This window comes from Gilliamella sp. Imp1-1 (assembly GCF_001690415.1).
GTDB classification, from domain to species: domain Bacteria; phylum Pseudomonadota; class Gammaproteobacteria; order Enterobacterales; family Orbaceae; genus Gilliamella; species Gilliamella bombi.
On record NZ_LZHK01000089.1, the window covers coordinates 17,855 to 31,442 of the forward strand.

The following is a 13,588-nucleotide window of genomic DNA, read 5'->3' on the forward strand; positions in this document are numbered from 1 at the left end:
GGTACGAAAAAAAATAATTTTGTTATCATATCATTATTCGTCTTCAATTGTTCAGATAATTATGAGTTTTATTTATTTTTCTATTTTATTTATGATGATAGTGATCAGTATTTTAATGATTGCTTATTTAGGTAAACGATGGGCATTTTGGTTCAATTTTCATTTTACTGGTTATTCTAAAATCATCTATTGGTTAATTGTTGCAATTGCTGGATTATCACTGGTGCTTTCTAGGGCATTAGATGGTATTTTTAATAAGCTATCTCTGATTTTTAATATTATTTTTGCTGGATTTTTGTGTAGTATTTTTATTTTATTGATTTTTGATGCGATCTATTTGCTCTGCAAAAAAAAATTAAAGCCTAACTTACTGCTTAGAATTGTTTATGTAAGCTTAGTTTTTTCACTATTTTATTACAGCCATGAAATGGCAATTAGTCCGAAAACCGTTTATTATCAAGTAAAAATAGATAAACCTGCTCATGTTGAAAATCTGCGTATTGTGCAGCTTAGTGATATTCATATTAATGAATTAACTTCGAGTGGATTTATTCAGCAAATGATAGATAAAGTAAATCAATTAAATGCAGATTTTATTGTAATTACAGGTGATACATTAGATAAACGTTTGGCGCCCTTTACAGAACTAGGTTTTGATAAACAATTTCAGCAGTTAAAATCGAAACATGGTACCTACGTTATTTTTGGAAACCACGAATATTTAAATACTAGAAAACAAAATAATAGCGAAGAGGATATTATTAATGCTTTTAAGCAAGCAAAAATGAAGGTTTTAAAAGATGATATTGTATACCTTGATGATATAGGAATTACATTAATTGGGCGAGATGATTTTTCTTCTGTGCTTTATGATGTGAAAAGATCCACATTAGCTGAGTTGATGATGTTTGCAGATAAAAATACACCCGTTATTTTATTAGATCACCAACCCAAAGATCTTACTGAACCAGCAAATTTAGGTGTTGATTTAATGATTTCTGGGCATACTCATGCTGGGCAAATATTTCCAATTAACCTTATTGAAAAATTAATGTATAAAAACGCTTATGGTTTGTATCAAAATGAAGATAATAACTTTACTAGCATAGTAAGTAGTGGATATGGTTTTTGGGGACCACCTATTCGCTTAATGACTCGCTCTGAAATTGTGGTGATTGATGTTGTATTTAAAAAAAGTACACAATAAATAGATTTATCTAAATAGGAATTTTATTTTGTCTTATCAACTTATTGTTAATAATGATCAGCTAGCTGAGTTTTGTTCAAAAATCGAAAAAAGCTCAGCGATTGCATTAGATACAGAATTTGTACGTACGTGTACATTTTATCCGCATTTAGGGCTATTGCAGGTCTTTGATGGAAAACATGCTGCATTAATTGATCCAATCACTATTAGCGATTGGCAAGATTTTTTAACGATCTTAAAAAATCCTAAAATTGAAAAGTATTTCCACTCGTGCAGTGAAGATATCGAGGTTTTCCTTTATTACTTTGGAATGGTGCCGATTCCTATTATTGATAGCCAAATATTGGCTTCTTTTTTAGATAATCCGTTAAGTTCTGGTTATGCCAGTTTAGTAAAAAAATATTTAGAAGTAGAGCTGGATAAAAGTGAAACTCGAACAGACTGGTTAAAACGACCATTAACCGAAAAACAGTGTGAGTACGCTATTAATGATGTGTTATATCTTTTTCCATTAGTAAACATTCTAAAATCACAATTAACCGAAAATGATTATTTGCAAGCCGCTTATCAAGAGTGCCAAATGGCGGTGGTTCGTAAATGTACAGTGATAGATCCAAACAACGCTTATCTAAATATTAAAAATAGTTGGCAATTGAAAGGGAAAAGTCTAGGTCAATTGTATAAATTAGCAAGTTGGCGATATAATTTGTCCAAAGAGCAAGATATCGCTTTAAATTTTGTTATACGCGAAGAAGTTTTGTGGAAAATAGCACGTTATTTACCGTCTTCATTAGCTGAACTTGATAAATTAGGGATGAAAGGTAAAGAAATTCGTTTATATGGGCAAAAAATTCTCGATATTTTATCTGAACCGATACCCGAGGTACCACTTATTCGTAGAATTAATACTTATCCCGATTTCAAGAAAATCTCGGATGAATTAAAAAAAGCGGCTCAAATCATTTCATCAAAAACAGGGCTTAATCAAGATTTATTACTTTCGCGCCGATTAATTAATCAATATATTAAATGGAAAATTGATAAAAAAGGTGACGTACCAGAAATACTAACTGGTTGGCGTCAACCCTTGTTTAGTGAATATTGTTTGTGATTTCAGTATGCTATTTTTTAAAAAAGTTTAGGCTAGCTCGCTTAACATTGATTCAACAATTAAGGACGATTGTGTGGCTGCAAGTTTTAAAAATGACTGAAAATCCATTGCTGATTCATTATCACCATTATCTGAGATTGCTCTTACCACTACAAACGGTACCTTAAATAGCCAGCAGACATGCCCAATTGCTGCGGCCTCCATTTCTACCGCTATGGCATTTGGAAAGGTTTGTTTGATCCGTTCTAATGTATCTTTACCATTAATAAATGCATCACCACTACCAATTGAGCCTTCAACTGCATTAACACCTTGTTTTTTTATGCATGATTTGGCTAATGATTGATATTGTTGGCTTGCTTCAAATACAACTGGGCAAGCGGACATTTGTCCTGGTTTATAACCAAAAGCGGTTAAATCGACATCATGATAAAATACGTCTTTTGATACGATAATGTCACCAATATTGAGTTCGGTTGAAAGTCCTCCAGCTGAACCCGTATTAATAACAGCATCAACCTTGTAATTATTTAATAATAGTGTTGTGCCTGAGGCTGCGGCCACTTTACCTATGCCTGATTGAAGTAGAATGATTTCACAACCGGCAATTTGACCAAGATGAAAATCACAACCTAAATGGCGTTCAACTTGATAATGGGTAATTTTACTTTTTAAGATGGCAACTTCTTCTTCCATTGCAGCAATAATAGCGATTTTCATACGATCCTCTGGCTTAGTTTGGGTAACTTCTATTTAAGTGTGCTATCATAATTGCAGAAGATTAGCTTGACAATATGTGAATAAAACGGAGATAAAATTGAAAACAATTTTTATTACAGGCTGTTCAAGTGGAATAGGACTTATTTCAGCTATTGCATTAAAAAAACGTGGTTATCGTGTTATTGCGTCTTGTCGCAAAAAGTCTGACCAACAAAAATTAATTGAACAAGGATTTGAAACTGTATTACTTGATTTAGATAATCCTGATTCTGTTCATTTAGCCGCTAAAGAAGTATTAACTATGACAGGCGGACAATTATATGCATTATTTAATAATGCCGGCTTTGGAGTATATGGGCGATTAGCAACAATTAGCCGAGAGCAGTTAGAGTCTCAATTCTCAACCAATTTCTTTGGTGTACATCAGTTAACTCAGTTACTACTTCCTGCAATGCTTGCAGAAAATGAAGGACGTATTATTCAAACCAGCTCAATTGTTGGCATTGTTGCTACTCCTGGTAGAGGAGCTTATTCAGCAAGTAAATATGCTTTAGAATCATGGTCTGATGTACTAAGATTAGAATTAGCTAATACCAATATCAAAGTTAGTTTAATTGAACCAGGGCCATTAAAAACGTATTTTTCAGATAATGTTAATCAAATAGAAAAAGAAAATATTGTAAAAAATCCACCTATTGCCAAACGATTTACGTTAGCGCCTGAGGCTGTGTTACCTTACTTATTTCATGCGCTTGAACATAGAACTCCAAAAATACGTTACAGGGTAACAAAAGTGACAAAAATAGCGGCTATTGCTAAACGTTTGCTTCCTGATAGATTAATGGATAGAATTTTAAAAAATAAATAATGAATCAAAGTATTCTTAGGACATAATATGCAAAATCAATTTATTTTTGATGTTAATGAACAAAATATTCAAGAGATTATAAAAAGATCTTCTCAATCCCCTGTGTTGTTTTATTTTTGGTCATCAAGAAGTCCCAATTATGAAGCAATGACTCAAACTTTAACTAAATTAGCTAATGAACATCATGGTCAATTTATTTTGGCAAGTGTTAATTGCGATGAAGAACAAATGCTGGCTGCTCAATTTGGTTTACGGGCGATTCCAACTATTTATTTATTTCAAAATGGTCAACCTGTAGATGGCTTTCAAGGTCCTCAATCCGAAGAAACTATTAAAATTTTTTTAGAAAAAGTGCTACCAAATGAAGATGAGCTTAAATTAATTGAAGCTCAAAATTTATTTCATGAAGCTAAATATGAAGAAGCATTACCACTGTTACGGCAAACCTGGAAATCACTAACCGATCATTTGGGTAAACCGAGAACCGATATTGCATTAATGCTAATAAAATCACAAATTGAACTTAAACAGCTAAGTGAAGCAAAAGAAGTGCTGGCAACTATTCCGCTACAAGATCAAGATTCAAGCTATCATGGATTACAAGCCGAAATAGAATTACTTGAACAAGCTGCTAATTCTCCAGAATTACAACAATTACAGGCAGAATTTGCTCAACATCCTGATAACGTTGAACTAATGATTCAATTGTCTTCCCAATTAATGCATGTAGGGCGTCATGAAGAAGCATTAGAGTTGTTATTCAAACCATTGACAAAAGATCTTAATGCTGGTGACGGGCAAGTGAAGAAAACATTACTCGATTTATTGGCGGCATTAGGAACAAGTAATCCGTTAGCTAGTAGTTATCGACGTAAATTGTATACTTTATTATATTAAGATTTATGAAATTTAATAAAGCGAAAGGATTCAACAATAAACTATTGTTGAATCCACTTTATTTAGTGTTCAATAATACGAGGAAAATCTTCGTTACTGCGTAATGTTAAGACTTCAACACCATTTTCAGTAACCAAGATTGTGTGTTCATATTGTGCAGAAAGCCCATGATCTTTGGTTTTAACCGTCCAGCCATCTTTCATGGTACGAGTACGCCAGTCACCAGTATTTACCATTGGTTCAATGGTAAAAGTCATTCCTGGTTTTAAAATTACACCGCCGTCATCAGCGTCATAATGTAAAACTTGAGGTTCGTCATGATAGACTTCACCAATACCATGGCCACAATATTCACGAACTGAAGAAAAACCAAACTTATCGACATATTTTTGTATCGTTTTACCAATTTCCTTTAAACGAATGCCTGGTTTGATAATTTTAATCGCCTCGTAAAGGCTCTCTTGTGTAACTTGGCATAATTTTTCACCTGTGATAGTTGGCTTACCAGCAATGTACATTCTAGATGTATCGCCATGAAAACCATCTTTAATAACTGTCACATCAATATTTAGAATATCGCCATCTTTTAACTTTTTGTCAAAACTTGGAATACCATGACAAACCACATCATTAATTGAAATACAACTAGTATGTTGATAACCATGATAACCAATATTAGCTGGAATAGCTTTTTGGACATTGACGATATGTTCATAACAGATCTTGTCTAGTTCACCTGTAGTAATACCGGGTTTAACATAAGGTTCTATCATTTCTAAAACTTCAGCAGCGAGTTTGCCTGCTATACGCATTTTTTCTATTTCAGCAGGGGTTTTTAACTTTATAGACATTAATTTTTTTCCTTTAATATTAATGGCAATATCCTATCATACAGCACTATTTCGTCAAATTATACCAGAGAATTAATTATACCTTTTTCTTATACTCCTATAATTTTTTGCAAAAAAGTTTCAGGAAAATATATGTTTTAGTATAAAATTCAAAACTATTGTTATATTCGTTTGATATTCTGTATATAATTATACCCATTATAAAAAAGGCTTTAATCGCAACGCAATGCAATGTCACTTTTACCAACAAAAAAAGTGTTTATCTTGCCAATGGATAGAACATCCTTATCATGTACAACTGGCAGAAAAACAAAATAAGTTATTACAACAATTAACTCATTTTAAACCAAACGAGGTTAAAGAACCTTTTGCTAGTCATGAAACCGCTTTTCGTAATAAAGCAAAGATGGCAGTGTTAGGTAGTGTTGAAAAGCCCGTTTTAGGTATACAAACGGGGAATGAGGCAGTTGATTTATGCGATTGTCCTCTTTACTCAAACAGTATGCAAAATATCTTAAAACTTGTTCGAACTTTCATTCGTAAACAAGGGCTTATTCCTTATAATATTAATAAGCGTAAAGGGGAGTTGAAATTTGTTATAATTACTGAAAGTAAAACTGAGGGTACGAGCAACTTTATGCTACGATTTGTTTTAAAATCACACAAGTTTGTTGCTAAAATAAATAATTCTATTAAACAATTACAAGACAAAATTCAAAACTTAGACGTAATTTCGATAAATATTCAACCAAATCATGCGGCTATTTTAGAAGGTGAAGATGAAATAGTCTTAACTAATAATTCATTTCTTCCAATAACTTTAAATAACACTCCTCTTTTTATTAAACCTAAAAGCTTTTTTCAAACAAACCCATATGTTGCCAGCAGCCTTTATAAAACAGCAAGTGACTGGGTCACAGATTTACCTATTCATTCTATTTGGGATATGTTTTGTGGGGTAGGTGGTTTTGGGTTAAGTTGTGCTAACCTTGTTACTGAGAAAAATATTAGCCTTACAGGTATTGAAATTAATTCAGACGCAATTGAGTGTGCAACTAAATCAGCAAAAAAATTAGGTTTTAAACAATTAAACTTCAAAGCATTTGACGCAACAAAATACGCTACAGCTCAAAAAAATGTACCTGATTTAGTTTTACTAAATCCCCCAAGACGAGGGGCTGGTAAAGTACTTATGCAGTATTTGAAACAAATGGCACCAAATTATATTATGTATTCAAGTTGTAACTTATTTTCATTAGTTGATGATTTAATGTTACTGCCAAATTATCAAATCCAAAAAGTACAATTATTTGACATGTTTCCGCATACTTCACATATGGAAGTATTAGTTTTATTGCAACGATTATAAATAAAATAGATTTATGATAAATATTATATGTGCTATTTCCTATCCATGAAATAGCTGTTATTTTTTTAGTTGCCATGTATTTAAAATCAAAATATTTGTAATAAAAATAGTAAATTATAGTTTTTAGGATTGCTATATTACAACGTATAATGCTGTTTTATTCCAAATGTTGTCATAAATTAGCCCATCGCATAATTTTAAATTATGTTAATATAAATATTAAATAACTACATTTTAAGGAAGCGCAAAATATGATTCCTGATGTCTCAAAAGCACTTAGTTGGTTAGAAAAACACTACACCATTTTACAAGGTATTCAACGTGGTATTGAACGAGAAACTTTACGTATTTTGCCTGATGGATCATTGTCAAAAACGCCATTTCCTTCAAAAATTGGTGCTGCGTTAACCCACCCTTGGATAACAACTGATTTTGCCGAATCAATGTTAGAATTTATCACGCCAGTTAATACCAATATTGATTATATGTTGACGTTTTTGCGCGATTTGCATCGTTATGCTAGCGTAAATATTGGTGATGAAATGATGTGGCCTTTAAGTATGCCTTGTTTTGTTGCAAACGAAAAAGATATTATTCTTGCTCAATATGGTACTTCTAATGAAGGTCGTTTTAAAACGATTTATCGTGAAGGATTGAAAAACCGCTATGGTGCAATGATGCAGACCATTTCAGGTGTTCACTATAATTTTTCACTACCAACTGCATTTTGGCAAGCAAGAGAAGGGGTTAAAAATACCGAAGAAGGCAAAGCTGTAATTTCTGAAGGTTATTTTACCTTAATACGAAATTATTATCGTTTTGGTTGGGTTATTCCTTATTTATTTGGTGCATCGCCATCAATGTGTTCTTCATTTATTCAAGATCCAGTTAAAGCACAAGTCTTTATTGAACAAACAAATGGCAATTGCTATTTGCCTTATGCAACTTCTTTAAGATTAAGTGATATTGGATACACCAATAATGCTCAAAAACAGCTTGGTATTACTTTTAACCATTTGGAGACATATGTAGAGGGACTAAAACGGGCAACGCGCACAAAGTCTGCAGATTTTGCTAAGTTAGGAATTAAAGTGGATGGGCATTATCGCCAATTAAATGATAATGTATTACAGATTGAAAATGAGTTTTACGCACCTATTCGACCTAAACGAGTGCCAATGGCAGGGGAATCTCCATCGGATGCACTTTTGCGTGGTGGTATTGAGTATATCGAAGTAAGAGCATTAGATGTTAATCCATTTTCGCCAATAGGAATTACTGAAGATCAAATACGTTTTATAGATCTATTTTTAATTTGGTGTGCACTAGCACCAGCACCAGAGATGAGTAGTAAAGAACTTGAATGTGCTAAATTGAATTGGAATAGTGTCATAATAGAAGGGCGAAAACCAGGACTTGAGATTGGTATTGGCTGTGAAAGTAATCGAGAGCCATTATCTAAAGTTGGTCACGAATTATTTAAAGATTTGTTACGTGTTGCTGATGTTTTAGATCATCAAGATGATATGCAGCGTTATCGTAATGTTTGTGAACGTCTAGATTTAATGTTTGATCAACCAGAATTAACTTTATCAGCAAGAACGTTGCAAGCGATAAGTGATTTAGGTACAGCTGAATTTGGTTTAGCTTTAGCAAATCAATATAAAAAACAACTTATGGTAGAACCTTTAGCATTATTAACTGAAGGTGATTTTGTACAACAACGCCATTTATCTATTGAGAAACAGATAAAGAAAGAGCAAGGAGATACTTTATCTTTTGATGAATATTTGGAAAAATTGAACGCCAAAAATGTTTAAAAAGCGCTATTATACTTTACGTTATCAGGCAGATAACAAAGTTGAGTTGGTTTTACCTAATCAATCAATAGTAGTTAATACGCCATTAATTGATCAAACATCGTTTTCTATTTTAGTTTGGAATATTTTTAAACTAAAAAGGGCTGATTGCATTGATATACTCAAAAACTATGTTGATAAGACTAAACTTATTTTGTTACAAGAAGCTCAAACAACTTCGCCGTTACTAAATTTTATTGCACAGCACAATAAAATTGCGGATCATGTTCCAGCATATTGTTTTAACGATATTTATGCTGGAGTCATGACAATTTCAGACTCTTTGCCAACCTCACTTTTTTCTTTTAGAGAAAAAGAACCATTAATCCGGGTCCCTAAATCTGCTTTAATTACTATTTATCCTATTAGCAATTCCAAACAACAGTTATTAGTTGCTAATATTCATGCCGTAAATTTCAGTATTGGTGTGAAAGTTTATCGCCAGCAAATACACATGCTATTAAATCATATAAAAGAGCATACTGGTCCAGTGATTTTGGCCGGTGATTTTAATGCATGGAGTCGGCAACGATTAAATTTGTTGTATCATTTTGTTCGTTCAATTGAACTTAAGCCAGTTAATTTTTCAGTAGATGTTCGAAAGAGATTTATGGGCAGACCACTTGATTTTGTTTTTTATCGAGGATTACAACTTAATGCGGCTGAAATTATTAGCACAACCGCATCAGATCATAATCCTTTATTAGTAAATTTTAGATTGGATTCGCGTTGACAAGATTAATTGTCAACATATCACCTTCTTGAACTCTAGAATTCTTTAGATTATTCCATTGCAAGATATCGGTAATTTTTACACGATAATTTTGAGCTATAGAGTAGAGACTATCTCCTGCTTTAACAAGATAAACAATCTTTTTTACATTTTTGGAAAAACTATCCTTACTTACTATACTGTTATTTTTAATAAAACTTGTTCTAAATTCAAACGCCATATTAGAACGAGGAGTATCTTGTAAAAGTTCTGTAATTTCATTTACAACAAGATTTTCTGCTTGTAGCTTTTTGAATAAACTTTTAGCATGAGCATAAGGAACAAGCAAATGGAAAGGACCATTTACTGTTTGTTGCACATATCCAGCATTATAAGTAGCTAACTCATCAAGTGATAGTTCTGAGTATTTAGCAATTTTAGCAAGAGAAATATTCTTTGATATATCAATTCTAACGAGTGAATTTTCATAATTACAATCAGGTAATTTAATTCCATATCGTTTATTATTCTTAACAATATCAATAATTGCTAAAATTTTAGGCACATAGTGCATAGTTTCTGTTGGTAAGTCTAGCGACCAATAATTAATTGGTAAACCTTTAGCCTGATTTCTCTCAATGGCTTTTCTTACTCGACCTTCACCTGCATTATAAGCAGCCAAGGTTAATAGCCAATCACCATCAAAACGCTTATTTAAATTTTGTAAAAGTGAAATAGCTGAATTAGTCGATGCAATTAGATCTCGACGAGCATCAAACGAACTACTTCTCTGTAGTCCATACTCTTTAGCTGTAATAGGAACAAATTGCCATAATCCTGCAGCTTGAGCAGAGGATGTAGCAAGTGGGTCATAAGCGCTTTCAATAAGAGGAATTAAAGCTAGCTCCGCAGGTAAGTTATTTTTATGAAGCTGATTAATAATGTAATAAACATAAGGCTCTGAACGTAAGGCAACGGCTTCAAAACCTTTAGGATTACGTAATAATCGTTCTCTTTCCGCGCTAACGCGACTATTTTCTGGAACATTAGCCTCAATCTGATTCAGCATATATTGCCATGGATTTTGAGTGATAGATACATAATTACTGGAACTATTTGTATTATTAGCTGTGTTTTTTGAATACTTTATTCTAACAACAGGATTATATCGTGGTCCATGATGCTGACATGCGATTAAAAACAAACATAACGCTGTAAATATTAATAACTTTTTCATTAGTCCGTAAATTTTACCTAAATTAAGATTAGCATTATACCTAAAAAATATCTTTTTGGCTTCTAAAAAAAACAAACAATTCTAATTCATTATTAATTTTGAACTTATTTTGTAATTTAGTTTCATAACATCGTAAAAATAAATTAATTTTTTTCGTCAGATAAATTAGACGGTAATGTTATTAATTTATTAGAAATCGAATCTAAATAGCTTTCGATATTTTTGTCATCGGGCAGCATTTGGGACGCAAATGCTAAATTTGATAAAGTATATTCATGACCTGCACAGATTAAAGTATCATTAGGCAGTTGTTTTAAATGTTTTAAAGAATTTAACATTTGTTCATGAGTGCCTTCAAAAATCCTTCCACAACCGGCTGAAAATAAAGTATCCCCAGAAAATAAATAGGGCATGCAATAATATGCCAAATGACCAAAAGTGTGCCCTGGTACTTCTATAACTTCAAAACTAAAATCACCAATACAGATTTTATCTTGTTTGATAAGATAATTAATTGGTAAATTGATTTCACTTGGACCGTAAACATCAATATCTTGGTATTGAGCTTGTAATTGGTTTACTCCTCCAGTGTGATCAATATGGTGATGAGTAAGTAAAATTCCAAGGGGGATTAATTTATGTTTATTAATATAATTAATAACAGGTTCGGCTTCCCCAGGATCGATAATTATGGCTTGGTTATTGGTTAGAATCCAAATATAATTATCTTTTAAGGATGCAATGCTATGTAGTTTATACATTTTAATTTTTTAGCGTTAATTATAAATTATGTCGTTAAAAGCAAATAAACTTTTTAAAATTGAATAAAAATATTTAATTAATACATTAAACATTTATGCATTGTTCAAATATAGTATCTTGTAATGTAGGGGATTGAGCTTGTTTTTTAGCTATAATGTCACAACGCTCGTTTTCAATGTGCCCAGCATGCCCTTTTACCCAAATCCATTCAATCTTATGAATCTGCACTAATTCATCTAGTCTTTTCCATAAGTCGACATTTTTTACTGGTTGTTTGTTGGCGGTCCTCCAACCATTTTTTTTCCAACTATGTATCCAATTGATGATTCCATTTCGCAAATATTGACTATCAGAATATAACTCAATTTGACAAGGCTGCTTTAATTGCTCTAAAGCAACAATTGCAGCTAATAATTCCATACGATTATTCGTAGTTTTAAAAAAACCTTCTGATAATATTTTTTCGTTTGTTTTATATTTTAAAATTGCAGCATAACCACCAGGACCTGGGTTACCTAGGCAAGAGCCATCAGTATATATTTCAATTTTTTTTAACATCTTTTTAATTTCATTTATGACTTTTAAATTTTTTGTTAATTTATTTACTGTAATTCTGTGACTTAAGTAAATTAAGGACTATATTAATTTTTGAATGTATCAACTTTAAGAAATTTTGGTGCTAGACTATACCATTAAATAAAAGTTTTTCCCAACGATTGATATAAAAGAGAAGAAAGTGATCCATAATTCTACACGACTAATTGTATTAGATACTGAAACGACAGGTATGAACCAAGAAGGCAATAATCATTATGAAGGACATAAGATTATTGAAATTGGTGCTGTTGAAATTGTTAATCGACGTTTAACTGGTAACCATTTTCATGTTTACATAAACCCCGAACGCTTAATTGATGAAGATGCATTTAAAGTGCATGGAATCAGTGATGATTTTGTTAAAGATAAACCTATTTTTAAAAATGTTGCTCACGATTTTATTAAATTTATAGATGGTGCCGAGTTAATTATCCATAATGCATCATTTGACGTAGGTTTTATGGATTATGAATTTCGTCTTTGTGGTCTGGATTTTAAAACAGCTGATCATTGTATTATTACTGATACCTTGGCTATGGCAAGGCGTTTGTTTCCAGGTAAACGTAATAATTTAGATGTGTTATGTGAACGTTATCAGATAGATAATTCCCACCGAACATTGCATGGTGCATTATTAGATGCTGAGATTTTAGCTGAAGTTTATTTAGCTATGACAGGTGGGCAAACGACATTGTCTTTTAGTTCTGAAGATAATAACTCATCTTTATCAGAATCTAATTCAATTAAAAGAGTAGAACGTAATGGTGTGCCTTTGAAAGTAATCAGAGCCACAGGACATGAACTTTCTGAACATGAGATTATTTTAAAAAAAATTGACAAAAAAAGTGGGGGAGCATTGTGGAATATAAATTAATGATTGTTTTGTATTCAATTGATCGTATATTTTAAAAATTTTATTGACGAGAATAAAAATAATCTTTAATATCACGCCTAATTTAACGTTTCGACGTTAAAGCTATCAAATAAAGCGGAGCGGTAGTTCAGTTGGTTAGAATACCTGCCTGTCACGCAGGGGGTCGCGGGTTCGAGCCCCGTCCGTTCCGCCAATTCAAATTTTCTAATTACACTTTTATAATATTATTAACATCGCCATACCTGTATTGAATTAAATACTTAAACCTTTCTAATTCACATTTAATAATGTTTAAAAAATGGCTTTTTATAATTATAGGTAGTGCTTTATTTTTATTGGGGACAGTTAGTATTCTCGTGCCACCTCTACCAACAGTGCTTTTTTATTTATTAACGACCTATTTTTTAAACAATATCTCAGATCGTCTTTATAGCTATTTTACTGATAATCATTACTATCAAACTTATATATAAAAAAGAAAGCAACAAAAATAAATTTGTTTGAAATGTTAGCAATGTTTTTAA

Annotated in this window: 12 protein-coding genes, 1 tRNA gene and 2 pseudogenes; 10 read left to right on the plus strand and 5 right to left on the minus strand. The window is 32.0% G+C overall.

Going from position 1 to position 13,588, the window contains the following annotated elements; all coding sequences use genetic code 11:
- The first annotated feature begins 61 nt into the window (after positions 1–61).
- Entirely contained in the window at positions 62–1,207 is a 1,146-nt protein-coding gene (locus A9G38_RS07635; protein WP_141671763.1) for a metallophosphoesterase, read from the plus strand.
- Between the two features lie 28 nt (positions 1,208–1,235).
- Entirely contained in the window at positions 1,236–2,318 is a 1,083-nt protein-coding gene (gene rnd / locus A9G38_RS07640) for a ribonuclease D (RefSeq protein WP_034910562.1), read from the plus strand.
- A gap of 27 nt (positions 2,319–2,345) precedes the next feature.
- Here the strand turns inward: rnd and A9G38_RS07645 are convergent, their stop codons facing one another.
- Positions 2,346–3,038: a 5'-methylthioadenosine/adenosylhomocysteine nucleosidase gene (locus A9G38_RS07645; RefSeq protein ID WP_034910565.1), complete on the minus strand. Its 693-nt coding sequence runs from the start codon at positions 3,036–3,038 to the stop codon at positions 2,346–2,348.
- 97 nt (positions 3,039–3,135) lie between these two features.
- Here A9G38_RS07645 and A9G38_RS07650 point away from each other — a divergent pair, with 97 nt between their 5' ends.
- Positions 3,136–3,906, plus strand: coding sequence for an SDR family oxidoreductase (locus A9G38_RS07650; RefSeq protein WP_051634160.1), 771 nt, complete (start codon positions 3,136–3,138; stop codon positions 3,904–3,906).
- Positions 3,907–3,933: 27 nt separating this feature from the next.
- Positions 3,934–4,803 carry a co-chaperone YbbN gene (locus A9G38_RS07655; RefSeq protein ID WP_034910566.1) on the plus strand — a complete coding sequence of 290 codons (870 nt, stop codon included), beginning with the start codon at positions 3,934–3,936 and terminating at the stop codon, positions 4,801–4,803.
- A gap of 62 nt (positions 4,804–4,865) precedes the next feature.
- Here the strand turns inward: A9G38_RS07655 and map are convergent, their stop codons facing one another.
- Positions 4,866–5,654 (minus strand): type I methionyl aminopeptidase, encoded by a 789-nt coding sequence (gene map, locus A9G38_RS07660; protein WP_034910570.1) that lies wholly within the window; start codon positions 5,652–5,654, stop codon positions 4,866–4,868.
- A 217-nt stretch (positions 5,655–5,871) separates the two neighbouring features.
- Between map and rlmC the strand changes: the two are divergent.
- From rlmC to A9G38_RS07675, 3 genes and pseudogenes are all read left to right on the plus strand, one after another.
- Positions 5,872–7,023, plus strand: a pseudogene (gene rlmC, locus A9G38_RS07665) (23S rRNA (uracil(747)-C(5))-methyltransferase RlmC); the annotation flags it as partial.
- Positions 7,024–7,274: 251 nt separating this feature from the next.
- On the plus strand, positions 7,275–8,843 hold the full coding sequence (gene gshA, locus A9G38_RS07670) for a glutamate--cysteine ligase (protein WP_034910574.1): 1,569 nt from the start codon (positions 7,275–7,277) through the stop codon (positions 8,841–8,843).
- Entirely contained in the window at positions 8,836–9,615 is a 780-nt protein-coding gene (locus tag A9G38_RS07675; protein WP_034910576.1) for an endonuclease/exonuclease/phosphatase family protein, read from the plus strand. The genes gshA and A9G38_RS07675 overlap by 8 nt, the downstream gene beginning before the upstream one ends.
- Here A9G38_RS07675 and A9G38_RS07680 read toward each other — a convergent pair.
- The 3 genes and pseudogenes from A9G38_RS07680 to rnhA all read right to left on the minus strand — a co-directional run bounded on the left by A9G38_RS07680 (position 9,596) and on the right by rnhA (position 12,151).
- Positions 9,596–10,831, minus strand: a complete 1,236-nt coding sequence (locus tag A9G38_RS07680; protein ID WP_065575305.1) for a transglycosylase SLT domain-containing protein — start codon at positions 10,829–10,831, stop codon at positions 9,596–9,598. The two genes, A9G38_RS07675 and A9G38_RS07680, sit on opposite strands and share 20 nt — an antisense overlap.
- Before the next feature lie 40 nt (positions 10,832–10,871).
- A pseudogene (gene gloB, locus A9G38_RS07685) lies at positions 10,872–11,592 on the minus strand (hydroxyacylglutathione hydrolase).
- 85 nt (positions 11,593–11,677) lie between these two features.
- The gene (rnhA, locus tag A9G38_RS07690) at positions 11,678–12,151 is read right to left on the minus strand and encodes a ribonuclease HI (RefSeq protein WP_034910581.1); all 474 of its coding nucleotides are present in this window, start codon (positions 12,149–12,151) and stop codon (positions 11,678–11,680) included.
- Positions 12,152–12,329: 178 nt separating this feature from the next.
- Here rnhA and dnaQ point away from each other — a divergent pair, with 178 nt between their 5' ends.
- From dnaQ to A9G38_RS12870, 3 genes are all read left to right on the plus strand, one after another.
- On the plus strand, positions 12,330–13,064 hold the full coding sequence (gene dnaQ, locus A9G38_RS07695) for a DNA polymerase III subunit epsilon (RefSeq protein ID WP_034910583.1): 735 nt from the start codon (positions 12,330–12,332) through the stop codon (positions 13,062–13,064).
- Positions 13,065–13,180: 116 nt separating this feature from the next.
- Positions 13,181–13,257: transfer RNA gene (locus A9G38_RS07700), tRNA-Asp, on the plus strand.
- A gap of 94 nt (positions 13,258–13,351) precedes the next feature.
- A complete protein-coding gene (locus tag A9G38_RS12870; RefSeq protein WP_080702303.1) occupies positions 13,352–13,537 on the plus strand; it encodes a DUF454 family protein in 186 nt (61 codons plus the stop codon).
- Positions 13,538–13,588: the final 51 nt, after the last annotated feature.